Annotated in this window: 19 protein-coding genes; 17 read left to right on the forward strand and 2 right to left on the reverse strand. The window is 45.0% G+C overall.

What is annotated here, in order from left to right:
* The first annotated feature begins 93 nt into the window (after positions 1-93).
* Genes QVP40_RS12325 through thiI form a run of 3 tightly spaced genes read left to right on the forward strand, consistent with a single transcriptional unit; the run spans position 94 to position 3,249 of the window.
* Positions 94-837: a 16S rRNA (uracil(1498)-N(3))-methyltransferase gene (locus QVP40_RS12325; protein ID WP_022068690.1), complete on the forward strand. Its 744-nt coding sequence runs from the start codon at positions 94-96 to the stop codon at positions 835-837.
* 52 nt (positions 838-889) lie between these two features.
* Positions 890-2,044, forward strand: a complete 1,155-nt coding sequence (locus QVP40_RS12330) for a cysteine desulfurase family protein (protein WP_022068691.1) — start codon at positions 890-892, stop codon at positions 2,042-2,044.
* Between the two features lie 23 nt (positions 2,045-2,067).
* Positions 2,068-3,249, forward strand: a complete 1,182-nt coding sequence (thiI, locus tag QVP40_RS12335) for a tRNA uracil 4-sulfurtransferase ThiI (RefSeq protein WP_022068692.1) — start codon at positions 2,068-2,070, stop codon at positions 3,247-3,249.
* Between the two features lie 133 nt (positions 3,250-3,382).
* On the opposite strand, the gene QVP40_RS12340 is transcribed toward thiI, so the two are convergent.
* Entirely contained in the window at positions 3,383-3,619 is a 237-nt protein-coding gene (locus tag QVP40_RS12340) for an HPr family phosphocarrier protein (RefSeq protein ID WP_022068693.1), read from the reverse strand.
* A 292-nt stretch (positions 3,620-3,911) separates the two neighbouring features.
* On the opposite strand from QVP40_RS12340, the gene mtaB reads away from it, so the two are divergent.
* From mtaB to QVP40_RS12380, 8 genes are all read left to right on the forward strand, one after another.
* Positions 3,912-5,237: a tRNA (N(6)-L-threonylcarbamoyladenosine(37)-C(2))-methylthiotransferase MtaB gene (mtaB, locus tag QVP40_RS12345; RefSeq protein ID WP_022068694.1), complete on the forward strand. Its 1,326-nt coding sequence runs from the start codon at positions 3,912-3,914 to the stop codon at positions 5,235-5,237.
* A 101-nt stretch (positions 5,238-5,338) separates the two neighbouring features.
* Entirely contained in the window at positions 5,339-5,611 is a 273-nt protein-coding gene (locus QVP40_RS12350) for an IreB family regulatory phosphoprotein (RefSeq protein WP_022068695.1), read from the forward strand.
* A 1-nt stretch (position 5,612) separates the two neighbouring features.
* A complete protein-coding gene (gene ruvX / locus QVP40_RS12355) occupies positions 5,613-6,038 on the forward strand; it encodes a Holliday junction resolvase RuvX (RefSeq protein WP_022068696.1) in 426 nt (141 codons plus the stop codon).
* A 10-nt stretch (positions 6,039-6,048) separates the two neighbouring features.
* Complete coding sequence (locus QVP40_RS12360) at positions 6,049-6,306, forward strand: DUF1292 domain-containing protein (protein ID WP_022068697.1); 258 nt, start codon at positions 6,049-6,051, stop codon at positions 6,304-6,306.
* A gap of 395 nt (positions 6,307-6,701) precedes the next feature.
* Complete coding sequence (locus tag QVP40_RS12365; RefSeq protein ID WP_138271167.1) at positions 6,702-8,408, forward strand: ribonuclease J; 1,707 nt, start codon at positions 6,702-6,704, stop codon at positions 8,406-8,408.
* 79 nt (positions 8,409-8,487) lie between these two features.
* Entirely contained in the window at positions 8,488-8,889 is a 402-nt protein-coding gene (locus QVP40_RS12370; protein ID WP_022068699.1) for an endolytic transglycosylase MltG, read from the forward strand.
* Positions 8,886-9,566 (forward strand): O-methyltransferase, encoded by a 681-nt coding sequence (locus QVP40_RS12375; protein ID WP_022068700.1) that lies wholly within the window; start codon positions 8,886-8,888, stop codon positions 9,564-9,566. Before QVP40_RS12370 ends, QVP40_RS12375 begins: the two co-directional genes overlap by 4 nt.
* Positions 9,563-10,789, forward strand: coding sequence for a peptidase U32 family protein (locus QVP40_RS12380; protein WP_022068701.1), 1,227 nt, complete (start codon positions 9,563-9,565; stop codon positions 10,787-10,789). Before QVP40_RS12375 ends, QVP40_RS12380 begins: the two co-directional genes overlap by 4 nt.
* Before the next feature lie 195 nt (positions 10,790-10,984).
* Here QVP40_RS12380 and sigK read toward each other — a convergent pair whose 3' ends face one another.
* The gene (gene sigK / locus QVP40_RS12385) at positions 10,985-11,626 is read right to left on the reverse strand and encodes an RNA polymerase sporulation sigma factor SigK (protein ID WP_147599716.1); all 642 of its coding nucleotides are present in this window, start codon (positions 11,624-11,626) and stop codon (positions 10,985-10,987) included.
* A 399-nt stretch (positions 11,627-12,025) separates the two neighbouring features.
* Between sigK and QVP40_RS12390 the strand changes: the two genes are divergently transcribed.
* The 6 genes from QVP40_RS12390 (at position 12,026) to QVP40_RS12415 (ending at position 17,835) form a co-directional block, all read left to right on the forward strand.
* Positions 12,026-13,081, forward strand: a complete 1,056-nt coding sequence (locus tag QVP40_RS12390) for a D-ribose ABC transporter substrate-binding protein (protein ID WP_022068703.1) — start codon at positions 12,026-12,028, stop codon at positions 13,079-13,081.
* Between the two features lie 110 nt (positions 13,082-13,191).
* On the forward strand, positions 13,192-13,833 hold the full coding sequence (locus QVP40_RS12395) for a DUF2291 domain-containing protein (protein ID WP_022068704.1): 642 nt from the start codon (positions 13,192-13,194) through the stop codon (positions 13,831-13,833).
* Positions 13,834-13,844: 11 nt separating this feature from the next.
* Positions 13,845-15,404 (forward strand): sugar ABC transporter ATP-binding protein, encoded by a 1,560-nt coding sequence (locus QVP40_RS12400; protein WP_022068705.1) that lies wholly within the window; start codon positions 13,845-13,847, stop codon positions 15,402-15,404.
* 3 nt (positions 15,405-15,407) lie between these two features.
* On the forward strand, positions 15,408-16,460 hold the full coding sequence (locus QVP40_RS12405) for an ABC transporter permease (RefSeq protein WP_022068706.1): 1,053 nt from the start codon (positions 15,408-15,410) through the stop codon (positions 16,458-16,460).
* 72 nt (positions 16,461-16,532) lie between these two features.
* Positions 16,533-16,934 (forward strand): D-ribose pyranase, encoded by a 402-nt coding sequence (gene rbsD, locus QVP40_RS12410; RefSeq protein ID WP_022068707.1) that lies wholly within the window; start codon positions 16,533-16,535, stop codon positions 16,932-16,934.
* A 16-nt stretch (positions 16,935-16,950) separates the two neighbouring features.
* Positions 16,951-17,835 carry a ribokinase gene (locus QVP40_RS12415; protein WP_022068708.1) on the forward strand — a complete coding sequence of 295 codons (885 nt, stop codon included), beginning with the start codon at positions 16,951-16,953 and terminating at the stop codon, positions 17,833-17,835.
* The last annotated feature ends 1 nt before the right edge of the window (position 17,836 follow it).

Raw genomic sequence — 17,836 nt, forward strand, 5'->3', positions numbered from 1 at the left:
GTGACAGAGGCTGTGAAAAATGCAGGCCTGACTCTTGTAGAGGTTACAAAGCAGGGCGAGTGGGTGTCTGTGACAGCCAGAAAGGACTGATCCATGCAGAGATTTTTTGTGGAGCCGTCCCAGATTGATGAAGGAGCCCATCAGATCCACATTACAGGCAGTGATGTGAAGCACATTGTAAATGTGCTGCGGATGAAGACAGGAGAAGAGCTCTGGATCAGTGACGGAGACAAAAAAGAATATCACTGTACCATTGAAGCCATTGGTGCAGAAGAGGTCTGCCTTCACATTCTTTATTCTCAGGAGCCGGATTATGAGCTTCCAAATAAGATTTATCTGTTTCAGGGTCTTCCAAAGGCAGACAAGATGGAGCTGATCATCCAGAAGGCAGTGGAGCTGGGAGCCTGTCAGGTGATCCCGGTAGAAACAAAGCGATGCGTAGTCCGTCTTGACGGCAAAAAGGCTGCAAAAAAGGTGGAACGGTGGCAGCAGATCGCAGAGAGCGCGGCCAAGCAGTCCAAGCGTATGCTGATCCCTTCGGTTCATCCGGTGATGACCTTTAAGGATGCTCTTGCCTGGGCAAAGGAGCTGGATATCCGGCTGATCCCCTATGAGCTTGCGCAGGGAATGGCTGAGACAAAAGCCCTTTTGTCTGAAATCCGTCCCGGACAGTCCATTGGTATTTTTATCGGTCCGGAGGGAGGATTTGAGGAAAAAGAAATCGAAGCGGCTATTGACGCGGAAGTTTCTCCCATTACTCTGGGAAAAAGGATTTTGAGAACAGAGACAGCCGGACTTGCGATCCTGTCCGTGCTGATGTTTCAGCTGGAACAGTAAAACAGAATGCAGAGTCCGGCAGGAAGCTGCAGTAAAACAAAGGGAGTTTATCATGGAAGTTTATTTTGATAATTCCGCAACCACCAGATGCTACGATTCGGTAAAGGATATTGTGGTAAAAGCAATGACAGAGGATTTTGGAAATCCCTCTGCCATGCATCTGAAGGGTGTGGAAGCAGAAAAATATATTAAAAGTTCTGCAGAAAGCCTTGCCCGTCTTCTGAAGGTTCAGGAAAAGGAAATCCTGTTTACCTCAGGGGGAACGGAGTCGGATAATCTGGCTCTGATCGGGGCAGCTTTTGCAAATAAAAGAAGCGGAAACCATATTATCACCACCTCAGTGGAGCATCCGGCAGTAAGCCAGCCGGCGCTTTTTCTGCAGGAACAGGGCTTTGAGGTGACCTATCTTCCGGTGGACAGCCGGGGCGTGGTAAAAATGGATGCTCTGAAAGCCGTACTCAGAGAAGATACCATTCTGGTGTCTGTAATGTATGTAAATAATGAAGTGGGCGCTGTGATGCCGGTGGAGGAGATCGCAGCCCTTGTCCACGAAAAAAGTCCCAGGGCTCTGTTTCATGTGGATGCCATCCAGGCCTTTGGAAAATACAGGATCTACCCAAAAAAAATGGGAATCGATCTTCTTTCTGTCAGCGGTCATAAGATTCACGGACCAAAGGGCGTGGGATTTCTTTATATTAATGAAAAAGCAAAGATCCAGCCACAGATCCTTGGCGGAGGACAGCAGGGAGGAATGCGTTCCGGAACAGACAATGTACCGGGAATTGCGGGACTTGGCACTGCAGCTGTGGAAATCTATAAAAATCTTGAAGAGAATGTGGAAAACATGTACCGACTCAAGGAGCACATTGCGCAGGGACTTGAAAAGATCGGGGATATCCGTATGAACGGAATGGAGCTGAGAGAAGGCGCGCCTCAGATTTTAAGCATCAGCGTTATGGGAGTGCGAAGCGAAGTACTTCTTCACTCTCTGGAGGAAAGAGGCATTTATGTTTCTGCAGGAAGCGCCTGCTCCAGTCACAAACGCAAGCCAAGCGCCACACTGGCAGCAATGGGTATGTCAAAAGACCAGATCGAAAGCACTGTGCGCTTAAGCTTTTGTGAGGAAAACACCATAGAAGAGGCGGATTACTTCCTTCAGGTTATGGGAGAACTGGTACCCATGCTGAGAAGATATTCAAGAAGGTAAAAGATACAAAAAGGAGAACATTTATGATATTTCATGCATTTCTGATTAAGTATGCGGAAATCGCCATTAAAGGCAAAAACAGGTATCTTTTTGAGGATGCTCTGGTAAAACAGATGCGTCTTGCTCTGGAACCTGTGGAAGGAGATTTCCGTGTGATCAAGGAGCAGGGCCGTGTTTATGTGCTCTGCCCGGAGGAATATGATTTTGACGAGGCAGTAGAAGCGCTGCAGAGAGTTTTTGGTATTGTGGGAATCAGTCCGGTTGTGATCTATGAGGATCAGGGCTTTGAGCAGATGGGAAAAGATGTTGTAAGCTATATGAAAGCAAGATATCCGGAATTTTCCGGAACCTTTAAGGTTTATACAAGAAGAGCAAGAAAATCCTATCCCATCAATTCTATGGAAGTCAGCGCAAGCCTTGGCGGTCTGATCCTGGACGCTTTTCCGGAGGCTTCTGTGGATGTCCATAATCCTCAGCTTACACTTTCTGTGGAGATCAGAGAGAAGATTTACGTTTATTCAGAGACTATTCCGGGACCGGGCGGAATGCCGGTTGGAACAAACGGAAAGGCAATGCTGCTTCTTTCCGGCGGAATTGACAGTCCGGTTGCCGGCTACATGATCGCCAAGAGAGGCGTAAAAATTGATGCGGTTTATTTCCATGCTCCGCCTTACACCAGTGAGAGAGCAAAGCAGAAAGTTGTAGATCTGGCAAAGCTTGTTGCCCGCTACAGCGGACCTATCCGTCTTCATGTGGTAAACTTTACAGATATCCAGCTTTATATTTACGACCAGTGCCCTCATGAAGAGCTTACCATTATCATGCGCCGGTATATGATGCGTATTGCAGAGCATTTTGCAAAGAAATGCGGCTGCCTTGGTCTGATCACAGGAGAGAGTATCGGACAGGTGGCAAGCCAGACCTTACAGAGTCTTGCGGCAACCAATGAGGTGTGCACCCTTCCTGTGTACCGTCCGGTGATAGGATTTGACAAGCAGGAGATCGTGGAGATTTCCAGAAAGATCGATACCTTTGAGACTTCTATCCAGCCCTTTGAGGACTGCTGTACGATTTTTGTGGCAAAACATCCGGTAACCAAGCCGAATCTGAATGTGATCCACAGATCTGAAACAAAGCTGGAAGAAAAAATTGATCAGCTTATGGAAGAGGCTCTTTCTACTGTAGAAGTGATCGAGATTAACTGACAGAATTGTCAGAAATCAGAAACAGGCAAAAAATATCCGGCGGACATCTGGAATGTTTCCCGAATGTACCGCCGGAATAAATGCTGTATGGAATGTGTGACGAAGCTTAGCCGCCTGCACAGGGGCAGTGATATTACTCGATCACATATGCCTGAACAACTGCAAGGATAGCATCCAGAGCTGCGCCTTCTGCATGGATATTCAGGTTGATCGGCTTGGAAAGATCCAGGCTGAAGATTCCCATGATAGATTTTGCGTCAATAACATATCTTCCGGATACAAGATCAAAATCACAGTCAAATTTACTGATTTCATTTACAAATGCTTTCACTTTATCGATGGAGTTCAGTGAGATTTTTAATGTTTTCATTACGATATAACCTCCCTAAAAATTATTGTATTTACAGCTTTTATCTTATACGTCCACTGATAAAAAGTCAAGGGAAAAGCTGTTAAATTTCCATGAAATAACAGGAACCGAGTTACTGTTCACGACTTTTACAGTAACCTGGCCAAAATGCATTCCAGATTACCTCTGGCGATGGTATTTTGCCATGTACGTTCCGGGATTCCGGCATATATGCCAGAGCACCTTACGGAAAAATGACCTGTGAACAGTAACAGAATCAATTTATATCAGTAGAAAAGGAATGAATATAAATATGAGTAAAAAAGTTGCGCTTCATAATCTGGGCTGCAAGGTAAACGCTTATGAGGTAGAGGCAATGCAGCAGCTTCTGGAACAGGCCGGATATGAAATTGTCCCTTTTCAGGAAGGGGCGGATGTGTATCTGATCAATACCTGTACGGTTACTAACATTGCGGACCGGAAATCAAGACAGATGCTCCATAAGGCAAAAAAAATGAATCCGGAAGCCATTGTTGTTGCCACCGGCTGTTATGCGCAGACAGACACAGAAAAACTAAAGGCAGATACATCTGTAGACCTGATCCTTGGCAATAATCAGAAAAACAGGATTGTTGAGGCCCTTGCTGAATATGAGAAAGAACACGCAAAAAAAGCCTGCGTGATCGAGATAAATAAAACAAAAGAATATGAGGAGCTTTCCATTGACCATACGGCAGAACATGTAAGAGCCTATATTAAGGTCCAGGACGGATGCAATCAGTTTTGTACTTACTGCATTATTCCCTATGCAAGAGGCAGGGTGCGCAGCAGGAAAATACAGGAGATCCTGGAGGAAGTAAAGGCTCTTGCGGCAAAGGGCTATAAGGAAGTGGTTCTTACAGGCATTCACCTGAGTTCTTACGGCATTGACTTTAAAGAGGCGGAAGAAAGACAGACCCTTCTTTCGCTGATTCAGGCTGTACACAGCGTAGAAGGCATTGAAAGGATCCGCCTGGGATCGCTGGAGCCAAGGATCATTACCCGGGAATTTATGGAAGGTATTTCCGGTCTTTCCAAGGTGTGTCCTCACTTCCATCTTTCTTTGCAGAGCGGATGTCAGAAGACTCTGGAAAATATGAATCGAAGATATACGGCAGAGGAATATGCGCAGAAATGCAGCCTGATCCGGGAGTATTATCCTGCCCCTGCTTTAACTACAGACGTGATTGTGGGATTTCCAATGGAGAGTGAAGCAGATTTTGAGGAATCCTTTGAATTTGTAAAAAACATTCATTTTTATGAGACACATATTTTCAAATATTCCAGACGTCAGGGAACAAAAGCGGCTGCAATGGAAGGGCAGATCACAGAGGCTGTCAAAGCCGCCAGAAGTGAAAAAATGTTGGAGCTGAACAGGCAGCGCTCCCTTGAATATGAAGAGTCCATGATCGGAAAGAACCTGGAGATCCTTCTGGAAGAGGAAGTGGAGCTTCAGGGGAAAGCATATTATCTGGGACACAGCCGGGAATATGTGAAGGTAGCTGTGGAGAAAACAGAAAGTCTGAAGGTCAATGATCTTTTGACTGTAAAAATCACGGGATTTACAGAGGAGCACATCCTGGGCGGCGAGCTGGTATAGCTGCCCTGGAGTGAACGATGGCCCCGTACAAAACTCTCCTTGTATTTTGCAGTGAATTATATTAAAATAGAAAAGAAATAATAGTAAGGACGTGAGAGAAAATGACAGAAAACAATTTAGGAAATACACAGTATTTCAGGACAAAGCCGGATCAGGAGCTGGAAGTGAAAGAGGTTCTGGATCTGGTGTATAACGCAATGGACGAAAAGGGATATAATCCGGTAAATCAGATCGTTGGTTATATCATGTCCGGTGATCCTACCTATATTACCAGTCATAAAGGCGCAAGAAGCATGATTATGAAGGTTGAGCGGGATGAACTGGTAGAGGAGCTTCTGAACGAGTATATTAAGAACCGCTCCTGGGAAAGCTGATATGCGTATACTTGGACTGGATTACGGGTCAAAGACCGTAGGAGTGGCAGTCAGCGATCCCCTGGGACTGACTGCCCAGAAAGTAGAAACCATATGGAGAAAGCAGGAAAACAAGCTTCGCAGAACACTTGCGCGTATTGAAGAGCTGGCAGCTGAGTATGGTGTGGAAAAAATTGTTGTGGGACTTCCGAAGAATATGAATAATACACTTGGAGAGCGGGCAGAAAAATCTCTGGAATTTAAAGAAATGCTGGAGAAAAGAACGGGACTGCCTGTGGAAATGTGGGATGAACGTCTGACAACAATGGAGGCGAACCGCGTTCTCATGGAGGGCGGAGTGCGCCGTGAAGACAGAAAGGAACATCTGGATTCCCTTGCAGCAGTACTGATCCTGCAGGGATATCTGGACTGTTCTGCAAACAGATAAGGACAGCAATATGGAAAAAATAAAATTTCAGACCCCGGACGGGACAACAGAAGAGTTTTATGTAGAGGAACAGACAATGATCGGAGGCAGATCCTATCTTCTGGTATCAGATTCTCTGGATGATGAGGCGTCTGCATATATTCTGAAAGACTGTTCTTCCCAGGACAGCCCGGAAGCCTGCTATGAAATGGTAGAAGAGGAAGAAGAACTGCAGGCGGTTTATAAAGTTTTTGAGCAGATGCTGGATGATGTGGATCTGGAAATGTAAGATTTTCGGACAGGACGGACAGGAAATTCAGGTACTGTGTTTTAAAACTCATGAAAATGAAACGAAAATAAGCGGAATTTAACGGATGATGAAGGAATGTCACTGGCATTCCTGAGTTGTCGTGCGGAAATTTGCACATGAAAATGGAGGTGCATTATTTGAACAGTGATAATAATACAAAAAAAGAAACAGATGAAAGGCAGAAAAGAAACGGCAGTTATGGAAGAAATGCCGGTTATAATACAAGAAAACAGGTAAACAGATCAAAAAATAATAAATACAGGCCTCAGGCAAAACAGAACAGCAGATATCAGGAAAAATCTGCGGAAAGATATCCCGAAAAGAATCAGGACAGGCAGCAGAAGCCTGTATTAAAAAATTCTTCCAGAAATTCCATGAATAAAAATACAGGAAGAAACTTTCAGAAACAGGGACGCAGAGGACGGAGAAGCAGCGAGCGCCTGAAGATCATTCCTCTTGGCGGACTGGAACAGATTGGAATGAATATTACAGCTTTCGAGTACGGAGACAGTATAGTAGTAGTAGACTGTGGTCTGTCTTTCCCGGAAGATGATATGCTGGGAATTGATCTTGTGATCCCGGATGTAACTTATCTGAAGGACAATATCTCAAAGGTAAAGGGATTTGTGATCACCCACGGACATGAGGACCATATTGGAGCTCTTCCCTATGTATTAAAGGACGTAAACGTCCCTATTTATTCTACGAAGCTGACACTTGGACTGATCACCAATAAGCTGAAAGAACATAATCTTGTCCGTTCCACAAAGCTGAAGGAAGTGAAGCATGGACAGGTGATCAACCTGGGTGATTTTTCTATTGAGTTTATTAAGACAAATCACAGCATTCAGGATGCTTCCGCACTGGCGATTTATTCACCGGCAGGAATCGTTGTCCATACAGGCGACTTTAAGGTGGATTATACGCCGGTATTCGGCGATGCCATTGATCTTCAGCGTTTTGCGGAAATCGGAAGAAAAGGCGTGCTTGCTCTGATGTGCGACAGTACAAATGCAGAACGTCCGGGCTTTACCATGTCCGAGCGTACTGTGGGCAAAGTTTTTGACAACCTGTTTAATGAATTTCATTCCAGCAGGATCATTATTGCAACCTTTGCCTCAAACGTAGACCGTGTTCAGCAGATTATCAATACTGCGTACCGCTTTGGCAGAAAGGTGGCGGTAGAAGGCCGCAGCATGGTCAATGTTATTTCAACAGCTTCAGAGCTGGGATATCTGAGAATTCCGGAAAATACTCTGATCGAGATCGATCAGGTAAAGGATTACCCGGATGACAAGGTGGTTCTGATCACAACAGGAAGTCAGGGAGAATCCATGGCTGCCCTGTCAAGAATGGCTGCTAATATTCACAAAAAGATAACCATTAAGCCAAACGATACTATTATTTTCAGTTCAAATCCGATTCCGGGAAATGAAAAAGCAGTTTCCAAAGTGATCAACGAGCTGTATATGAAGGGCGCAAAAGTTATTTTCCAGGATGCTCATGTATCGGGACATGCCTGCCAGGAAGAGATTAAACTGATCTATTCCCTGGTCCGTCCGAAATACGCGATTCCGATTCATGGAGAATACCGTCATCTGACTGCTCAGAAACATATTGCCGAGGAGCTTGGAATCCCAAAAGAAAACATTTTTATTCTTGCATCGGGAAATGTTCTGGAAGTGGATGAGAACAGCGCCCAGATCACAGGAAACGTTCAGACAGGAGCGATCCTGGTAGACGGACTTGGAGTTGGCGATGTGGGAAATATTGTGCTCAGAGACCGTCAGCATCTGGCTGAGGACGGAATTATGATCGTGGTTATGACCCTGGAACGTCACAGCAATGTGGTTCTTGCGGGACCGGATATTGTTTCCAGAGGCTTTGTGTATGTCCGTGAATCAGAAGACCTGATGGGACATGCCAGGGAGGTAGTGGAGCAGGCTCTGGATTCCTGCATGGACAGAAATATTACAGACTGGGGAAAGATCAAGCTTGTTGTCAAGGATGCGGTAGGCGACTATCTGTGGAAGCGCACAAAGAGAAGACCGATGATCCTTCCGATCATCATGGAAGCATAAACTGGACTGGATAACAGAATGGAATGGAAATGGATGATATTCCGCTGCTCTGAAACGGGCGGACAGTAAGGAGGATAACATGGGAGACACAAGAGACCGGGTAGGAAATGCGGGAGTGATCGTTGCAGGCGGCGCTTTTAAAATTGCGCTTTATGTCTGTGTTGTTGTTCTGATCATCTGGTTGGGAAGACTGTCTTATCAATTCGGACATGATATTTTTGACCAGCAGCCCATGAGTCCTGGAGAAGGACAGGAGATCACTGTGGTAGTCAAAGAGGATGATTCTGTGTATGACATTGCAAAGACTCTGGAAAGCAAAGGGCTGGTGGAGGATGCAAAGGTGTTCTGGATTCAGGAAAAGCTGTCCAATTATAAAGGACAGATGAAACCGGGAACTTATCTTCTGAGTACTGCCTATGAACCTTTCAGGCTTCTTGCAATCATGGCAGGGGATGCTGAGCAGGAGGGCGCATACTCGTGATCGTAGAAGAGAGAATGAGAACCTACATCAATTCTCTGGATATGGGAAATACAGATTTTCTGGAAAGTCTGGAAAAGGAGGCTCTGTCATCCGGAGTTCCCATTATCCGGAGAGAGATGCAGAGCTTTATAAAGGTGCTTCTGGCTGTAAAAAAGCCGGAGCGTATTCTGGAGGTGGGGACAGCCGTAGGCTTCTCCACACTTCTTATGTGTGAATATGGACCTGAGAAGCTTCAGGTAACAACAATTGAGAACTATGAAAAAAGGATTCCCATTGCCAGAGAAAATTTTGCGAAAGCAGGACGGAGCCATCAGATCACTCTTCTGGAGGGAGAAGCAGGACAGATCCTCCGGGAGCTGGAACCTGGTTTTGACCTGATTTTTATGGATGCGGCAAAAGGGCAGTATATTCACTGGCTGGAGGATGCCGTGCGTCTTTTGAATCCGGAGGGAATCCTTCTTTCGGATAATGTTCTTCAGGAGGGCGAGTTGATTGAATCGCGCTATCTGGTAGAGCGGAGAAACAGAACCATTTATAAGAGAATGCGGGATTATCTTTATGCTCTGAAACATGATGAAAGGCTTCTGACAAGCATTCTTCCTCTGGGAGACGGAGCCGCCCTCAGTATCAGGCAGCCGTTTGGACAGGAAACGTCCCGCAGTAAGGAGACAATATGAGAAAAATAGAATTACTGGTACCTGCCAGCAGTCTGGAAGTCCTGAAAATTGCAGTAGTATTTGGGGCAGATGCTGTGTATATCGGCGGAGAAGCTTTTGGTCTTCGGGCAAAAGCAAAAAACTTTTCCGGAGAAGATATGGCAGAGGGGATTGCTTTTGCTCACGAGCACGGCGTAAAGGTTTATGTGACTGTAAATATTCTTGCTCATAATGACGACCTTCCAGGCGTTCGGGAGTACCTTCAGGAGCTGAAGGGGCTGAAACCGGATGCGCTGATCATTGCAGATCCGGGAATTTTTACTTATGCGAAGGAAATTTGTCCGGAAATTGAATGTCACATCAGTACCCAGGCAAACAACACCAATTATGAAACCTACCGGTTCTGGTACCGGCTGGGAGCAAAACGTGTGGTAACTGCCAGAGAACTGTCTCTGGAAGAAATCAGAGAAATCAGAGAGCATATTCCCGAGGATATGGAAATTGAAACCTTTATTCACGGGGCAATGTGTATTTCCTATTCAGGCCGTTGTCTTCTCAGCAATTATCTGGTGGGAAGAGATGCCAACAGAGGCGCCTGCACCCATCCGTGCCGGTGGAAATATTCTATTGTGGAAGAGAAAAGACCGGGAGAATATATGCCGGTTTTTGAAAATGAAAGAGGCACATATATTTTTAACTCCAAAGACCTGTGCATGATCGAGCATATGGATGATGTTCTTACAAGCGGAATTGACAGCCTGAAGATTGAAGGCCGTATGAAAACCGCTCTTTACGTGGCAACTGTTGCCAGAACCTACAGGAAAGCCATTGACGATTATATGGAATCTCCGGAAAAATACCAGGCGAATATGGAATGGTATAAGGAGCAGATCTCAAACTGTACGTACCGTCAGTTTACTACCGGATTTTTCTATGGAAAACCGGATGAGAATACACAGATCTATGATAACAACACCTATGTAAAGGAATATACTTATCTGGGATATGCTGAAGAGGTTGACGAAAAGGGTCTGGTCCACATTACTCAGAGAAATAAGTTCAGCGTAGGAGAAACCATTGAGATCATGAAGCCGGACGGAAGAAACCTGACGGTTACAGTTCAGGGGATTTATGACGAGACAGGAGCTTCCGTGGAAAGCGCGCCCCATCCTCAGCAGAAGCTTGCGGTAGATCTGGGGGCAGAAGTAGAAAAATATGATCTTCTCCGAAGGGCGGAGGCATAAAGCCCTGTCATGGAATAAAAGATATTCCGGAGCTTTATAAGCTTTGAAAATACACCCGAAGAGGAGACGCATAAAATATCAGCAATAAAAAATACAGGAACAGCCAAAGCCAGGCGGCTCCTGTATTTTTTTGTACTGTGGCAGTTCGCTTTTACCGGTGAGAAAACAGAAAAGTATCTTCTGCTGTATACATATTCAACAGTGATTTTTCGGTTGTTCATCAAAAAGACAGCGGAGTTTTTTCAGAGCGTTTTTTTCAATGCGGGAAACGTAGGAGCGACTGATGGAAAGCTTCCGGGCAATTGTTTTCTGAGTTTCCTCAGAAGCTCCGAACAGACCGTACCGGAGACAGATGACCTGGTATTCCCTGGGCGTTAAAGCAGTTTTCAGGGAACTGACAAGATGGCGGATATCCTGTTGCGTGGCATATTGTTCCACAATATCTACAGGAGGGCTTTCAATGATATCCAGAAGGCTGATCTCATTTCCTTCCCTGTCTGTTCCGATTGGATCATACAGGGAGACTTCACGGGAGCGTTTTTTTCTGGAACGGAGCATCATCAGAAGCTCATTATCAATGCAGCGCGCCGCATAGGTGGAAAGGCGCGTGGATTTTTCCGCATCAAAGGTGCTGATCGCTTTGATCAGACCGATAGTTCCGATGGAGATCAGGTCTTCAGGATCTTCACCGGAACCCTGATATTTTTTTACTATGTGGGCGACCAGGCGGAGGTTATGTTCAATCAGGATATTTTTTGCTGCCAAATCACCCTCCCGGTAACGCTGAAGATATAATTTTTCCTCGCCTGATGTCAAAGGTTTTAAAAAAGTCTTCAAGTCTTCACCTCAAAGGGGATTTACTTACAGCTTATGCCCGGGACAGGCCTTCCGTGCTTTTCCAATAAAAAGAAACAGGGGATAAAACGTAAAATGTATAAATGATCGGAGAATCCGGGAATCTTACATAAATGTTTATATAAATGTTTACACAAATGATACGGGATTTATAGGAAGGATAGCATAAAATGCCAAAATATATAGTAAATATGCATAAAAATAGGGGGTTAAATTCTGCGAAATTCACGAAAACACAAAACAAAATAAACAAAACATAAAAATACTATTGAAATATTTATCTAATCGTTTAAAATATAAACATCGACAGGGGAAGTAAATTCCCATAATGCTGTTGGAGGAACAGCATGGAAATCATAATGTTATCAGGAGGGTAAAAAAATGAGAAAAAGATTACTGAGTGTATTACTGGGAGCAGCGATGACAGTTACGGCGATGGGCGGAGTTACAGTAATGGCGGACGAAAATGAAGAACCGCTTCCGGGCGGCGGCTCCAATATTATTTATGTGATCACACCATCTGTATCCAATCCGGCATTTAAAACAGAGGCTGACGTGGCTACAAAAACAGCGGAAGAGCTTGGATATGAAGTGAAAGCAGCATCCCATGACGATGATCCTACAAAACAGACAGAGCTTTTTGACAGCGCTATTGCTGACAAAGCAGCAGCGATCATCTGCGATAATGCAGGTGCGGACGCTACCATTGAAGCTGTTAAAAAGGCAAAAGACGCGGGAATCCCCACCTTCCTTATTGACCGTGAGATCAACGAAGACGGCGTAGCGATTTCCCAGATTGTAGCAAATAACTACCAGGGAGCAAAAGCCATTGCGGAAGTGTGGGTGGAAGCAATGGGAGAAGAAGGAAAATATGCAGAGCTTCTTGGAAAAGAATCTGATACAAACGCAGGTGTTCGTTCCTCTGCATTCCATGAAGTGATCGATCAGTATCCTGATCTGGAAATGGTTGCACAGCAGACTGCAAACTGGGAAAAGACAGAAGCCTTTGACAAGACAGAAGCAATTCTCCAGGCAAATCCTGATCTTGATGGAATTATCTGCGGAAACGATACTATGCTGGAAGGCGCAGTTGCAGCATGTGAAGCTGCAGGCAAAAACATTCCAATCATCGGTGTTGACGGATCTGACGAGGCGGCAGCTCTTATTAAAGACGGAAAAGCTACCGGTACAGCGCTTCAGCAGTTTGCTCTGATGGCTGAAATGGCAGTAGAGCAGGCAGACGCTTACCTGAAAGACGGAACAACAGGTCTTGATGAAAAACAGCTTGTTGACTGTATTGCGATCACAGCAGACAACGTAGATAATCTGAAAACATTTGTTTATACAGAAGGCGGAGCCGAGGCAGCAGAGGATACAGCAGAAGCCGAGACAGAAGATGCCGGTGCAGAAGAAACAACAGAGGGAGCTGCTGAATAAGCCGCTGTTCTAAACGTAAATTCAGTATGACGGGGGCGTTGCAAAACCAGCGGGTATGTGATTTTGCAGCCCCCCATTTTCGGTAAAGAAACAGTCAAAGGAGAGCAGTTATGAGAAAACGTATGTTAGCGGCAGGGCTTGTGGCGGTAATGATGACAACTTGTATGACCGGATGTGTAAAGGTGGTAAAAATCGGTCAGGAAGCAGAGCTTACAGGGGAACAGGAATTTAATGCAGTAGATAATGTGGCGGCAATCTGGGAATCAGAAGCGCTGCCGGAACTTCAGGAGAAAGCAGTGGAGCTTTCAGAGTTTCTGACAGAAGCGAACGGAGATCTGAAATCTCTTGTTGATAAATATGGAAAATATTCTATGGGAACCAGCGGCGAGATCAATTATGTTGTAAAAGGAACAGGTACGGTTGAGGAAGTAAATCAGGAGAAAAAAGCTGGATATATGACAGTAAAGCTTGATGGCTACGATGGTCCGGAGGAAATCTCCATTCAGATCGGTTCTGTATATAAGGGGTCATCTGTCCGTGATTCTCTGGATGTGATTAAATTCGGCGATTATACAAATCAGCAGGACTGGGCGGCAGTTTCCCAGAGTATCAATGAAATGATTGACGAAGAAATAGTGAAAAAAGCGGATCCGGCATCTCTGAAAGGCAAAACCATTTCATTTACAGGATGCTTTACTGCAAATGACAATACAAAGGTACTGATTACACCCATAGAACTGGAAGCAAAATAGGAGGGTCAGATATGGCTTATAAATGTCCGGAGCATGTGTTTTTGCATGCGGATCATATCAGTAAAATTTATCCCGGTACAAAAGCGCTGGATGACGTATCCTTTGACCTTCTCAAAGGCAAGGTGAATGTTCTGATCGGTGAAAATGGCGCCGGAAAATCCACACTGATGAAAATGATAGCAGGTATCGAGCACCCCAGTGAAGGAACGCTTTATATTGGTGATCAGGAGGTTGCGTTTAAAGATACTACAGATGCCAGAAAACATGGGATCGGTATTATTCATCAGGAATTAAGTCTGTTTCCCAATCTGAATGTGTATCAGAATATTTTTATGGCAAGGGAGCAGACAGTAGGAAAGATCAGGCTTGATAACAAAACTCATATAGAAAAGACAAAAAATATTCTGAAAAGACTGGAGCATGAAATTGATCCGGAGACCCTTGTAGGAGAACTGAGAGTAGGCCAGCAGCAGATGATTGAAATAGCAAGAAATCTTGTGGCTGATGATCTGAAGGTCCTGATCATGGACGAGCCCACATCCTCTCTCAGCCAGCAGGAGGTACAGGTTCTTTTTAAGATCATGAGGGAACTGACGGCTCAGGGGATTTCTATTGTTTACATATCTCACCGTCTGGAAGAGATCATGCAGATTGGCGACCATGTGACTATTCTCCGTGACGGAAAATATGTTTCAGATGCAGATGTAAAGGATATTGATGTTCCGTGGATCGTCCATGAGATGACAGGAGGAGCAAAGGCATATCCGAAACGTGAAACAAAAGTGGACTGGTCAAAAGTGGAAAATGTTCTTGAGGTGAAAAATCTGTGCCTGCCAAAGGCCGGAGGCGGCTATCTGGTGGATCATGTGAGTTTTGACCTGAAAAAAGGTGAGATCCTTGGAATTTACGGACTGATGGGAGCCGGAAGAAGCGAGATTTTTGAATGTCTGATGGGACTTCATCCGGAACATACAGGAGAGGTATACCTGGAAGGAGAAAAGCTGAACATCAAATCCATTTCAGGACAGATAGACAAAGGCTTTGCCCTTATACCTGAAGACCGTCAGGCTCAGGGACTTGTGCAGACAATGGACATTGAAAAAAACTGTTCTCTGTCTGCAATGAAGACGTACAAAAAAGCAGGGGTATTCCTTGATTCATCCAAAGAAGGGCAGAAAGTGGATGAACAGATCAAGGATATCCATATTAAAGTGGCTGACAAACATCTTCCGATTCTTTCTCTTTCAGGAGGAAATCAGCAGAAGGTTGTTATCGGAAAAGGCATCCTGACAGAACCAAAGATTCTTCTCATGGATGAACCAAGCCGTGGAATTGATATCGGAGCCAAAACAGAGGTGTTTGATATCATCAATCAGTATGCGAAGAGGGGACTTTCCATTATTGTTGTTTCCTCGGAGCTTCAGGAGATCGTTTCCATTGCGGACCGTGTTCTGGTTCTTTCAAACGGACTGAAAACAGGTGAGTTCAGCGGAGACGAGATCAAAGAAGATACCCTGGTACTGGCGTCCTATAAGGGACATCATGTACAGAATCATGAAAAGGAGAATTAGGATATGGCAGCAGATAAAAAAACATCAAATAATGCGTTAATGATGACCCTTTTAAAGGGAAGGACTTTCATCGTTCTGATCGTGTTGCTGATTTTTTTCAGCATTACAGCAAATAATTTTCTGACAGTAGGTTCTCTTCTGACAGTGGCAAAGCATGTGGCCCTTTACGGAATCCTTGCTATTGGTATGACCTATGTAATCATCACTGGCGGAATTGACCTGTCCGTAGGTTCTGTGGCCGGTCTGGCAGGAATGATCGCCGGCGGGCTGATCCAGGAAGGTCTTACTCTGAAATTTGCAGGCGTGACTGTGTATTTCAGCGTACCTCTTGTAGTTCTGATCACTATTCTTATGGGTGCGCTGGTGGGTGCTTTAAACGGTGTGGTAATTACAAAATTTAATGTAGCGCCGTTTATTGCCACACTTGGTTCTATGTATATCTGCAGAGGTCTGGCAAATATCCGTTCCAACGGGGCAACCTTTTCAGAGCTTGCCGGTCATGAAGGACTTGGCAATACAGGATTTGAATTTTTTGGAAGAAACTTTATGGGAACCATGATTCCTGTAGGTGTTATCATTCTTGCTATTGTAGCTGTGATCGCAGGACTGATCCTGAAGAAAACACCTTTCGGATGGCATGTGCAGGCAATCGGAGGAAATGAAAAGGCTTCCAAGCTTTCCGGAATCAAGGTTGACCGTGTGAAAATCTGGGTTTATGCTTTTTCCGGACTGTGCTCAGCTATTGTAGGTATTATCGCAACTTCCCAGCTTGTTTCCGCAACTCCGAAAACAGGTGAGTCCTGGGAGATGAATGCCATTGCGGCGTCTGTTCTTGGAGGTACTTCCATGGCAGGAGGCGTAGGAAGCATTGGCGGAACCATTGTAGGCGCGTTTGTTATTGGTGTGATCAACGATGGTATGACCATGTGTGGTGTAACTGAATTCTGGCAGAAGATCATTCGTGGTCTGGTAATTATTGTAGCGGTTATCATTGACCAGTTCCAGAGAAATCTTCAGGCAAAAATGGCGCTTCAGGCACGCAACGAAAACAAATAAAACATATTTGGTCCCGGTGTGAGTGCATACCGGGATCTTTTGACTGAAAAAATGTATGGGAGGACGGTTCAGATGAAAAAAAGAGGCATTATCAATGCGCAGCTTGCAGGGCTGATCGCAGGACTTGGACATAAGGACACCTTTATGATCGGCGACGGAGGTATGCCGATCCCGAAAGGGGTGGAGATCGTAGATCTGGCTTTGTGCGGCGGCGTGCCAACTTTTCGTCAGGTAATGGATGCGGTTCTTGACGAGGCGGAAATCGAAAGTTATACTATAGCAAAGGAGATCGTTGAGAAGAATCCGGAACTTCTGTCTTATATCAGAGAAAAGCTTCCGGAAGCGGAGGAGGAAATGATCCTGCATACAGAGCTGAAGGAAAGATCAGCCCGGGTGAAGTTTGCCGTCCGGACAGGGGAATTTACTCCATATCCTAATATTATTCTGAGAGCGGGGGTTGCATTTCCTGCATAAAAAGGAGGGCATATTTATGAAGGTTCTGAATTTTGGGTCTTTAAATCTTGATTATGTGTATCAGGTAGAGTCAATTCTGATTCCAGGAGAGACTCAGGCATCAAAAGACAGGAAGACATTTTGCGGCGGTAAGGGACTGAACCAGTCCATTGCGCTGGCAAAAGCCGGTATTCCTGTGTTTCATGCGGGAATGATCGGAGAAGAAGGGGATATTCTTCTGGAAACCTGCAGAGAAAACGGAGTAAATACAGACTTTATCAGAAAAATTCAGGGACCCGGCGGCCATACTGTGATCCAGGTGGACAAAAACGGTCAGAACTGTATTCTTCTTTTTGGCGGATCCAACAGAAGTATTACCAGAGAGTTTGTGGATGAGGTTCTTTCTGCCTTTGAAAAAGGAGATATACTTCTTCTGCAGAATGAGATCAACGAACTGGATTATATTATTGACCAGGCTTATGAAAAGGGGATGATGATCATCCTGAATCCGTCTCCGTATGATAAGGCGCTGGAGACATGTGATTTAAAAAAAATAAGTCTGTTTCTTGTAAATGAGATCGAGGGATTTCAGATTACAGGGGAAAAAGAACCGGAGAAGATTCTGGCAAAGATCAGGGAGCTTTATCCGAAAGCTGCAATCGTGCTGACTCTGGGAGGAGACGGATCTGTTTATCAGGATGAAACAGGTATTTACCGTCAGGGAATCTATAAGGTAAAGGCTGTAGATACTACTGCGGCAGGAGATACGTTTACAGGATATTTTATTTCATCCATTATCAATGGAATACCGGTTCAGGAGGGACTCCGGCTTGCGGCAAAGGCGTCCGCGATCGCTGTTTCCAGACCGGGTGCGACTGCGTCGATTCCTCTGAGAGAAGAGGTGCTTAACAGCAGTCTGTAAA

The sequence above is a fragment of the Blautia sp. CAG:257 genome, from assembly GCF_000433815.1.
Classification (GTDB): Bacteria; Bacillota; Clostridia; order Lachnospirales; family Lachnospiraceae; genus Blautia_A; species Blautia_A caecimuris.

Coding starts and splice junctions, on each gene's coding strand:
- QVP40_RS12325 (WP_022068690.1), top strand. CDS start 94: ATGCAGAGATTTTTTGTGGAGCCGTCCCAGATTGATGAAGGAGCCCAT.
- QVP40_RS12330 (WP_022068691.1), top strand. CDS start 890: ATGGAAGTTTATTTTGATAATTCCGCAACCACCAGATGCTACGATTCG.
- thiI (WP_022068692.1), top strand. CDS start 2,068: ATGATATTTCATGCATTTCTGATTAAGTATGCGGAAATCGCCATTAAA.
- QVP40_RS12340 (WP_022068693.1), bottom strand. CDS start 3,619: ATGAAAACATTAAAAATCTCACTGAACTCCATCGATAAAGTGAAAGCA.
- mtaB (WP_022068694.1), top strand. CDS start 3,912: ATGAGTAAAAAAGTTGCGCTTCATAATCTGGGCTGCAAGGTAAACGCT.
- QVP40_RS12350 (WP_022068695.1), top strand. CDS start 5,339: ATGACAGAAAACAATTTAGGAAATACACAGTATTTCAGGACAAAGCCG.
- ruvX (WP_022068696.1), top strand. CDS start 5,613: ATGCGTATACTTGGACTGGATTACGGGTCAAAGACCGTAGGAGTGGCA.
- QVP40_RS12360 (WP_022068697.1), top strand. CDS start 6,049: ATGGAAAAAATAAAATTTCAGACCCCGGACGGGACAACAGAAGAGTTT.
- QVP40_RS12365 (WP_138271167.1), top strand. CDS start 6,702: ATGAATAAAAATACAGGAAGAAACTTTCAGAAACAGGGACGCAGAGGA.
- QVP40_RS12370 (WP_022068699.1), top strand. CDS start 8,488: ATGGGAGACACAAGAGACCGGGTAGGAAATGCGGGAGTGATCGTTGCA.
- QVP40_RS12380 (WP_022068701.1), top strand. CDS start 9,563: ATGAGAAAAATAGAATTACTGGTACCTGCCAGCAGTCTGGAAGTCCTG.
- QVP40_RS12390 (WP_022068703.1), top strand. CDS start 12,026: ATGAGAAAAAGATTACTGAGTGTATTACTGGGAGCAGCGATGACAGTT.
- QVP40_RS12395 (WP_022068704.1), top strand. CDS start 13,192: ATGAGAAAACGTATGTTAGCGGCAGGGCTTGTGGCGGTAATGATGACA.
- QVP40_RS12400 (WP_022068705.1), top strand. CDS start 13,845: ATGGCTTATAAATGTCCGGAGCATGTGTTTTTGCATGCGGATCATATC.
- QVP40_RS12405 (WP_022068706.1), top strand. CDS start 15,408: ATGGCAGCAGATAAAAAAACATCAAATAATGCGTTAATGATGACCCTT.
- rbsD (WP_022068707.1), top strand. CDS start 16,533: ATGAAAAAAAGAGGCATTATCAATGCGCAGCTTGCAGGGCTGATCGCA.
- QVP40_RS12415 (WP_022068708.1), top strand. CDS start 16,951: ATGAAGGTTCTGAATTTTGGGTCTTTAAATCTTGATTATGTGTATCAG.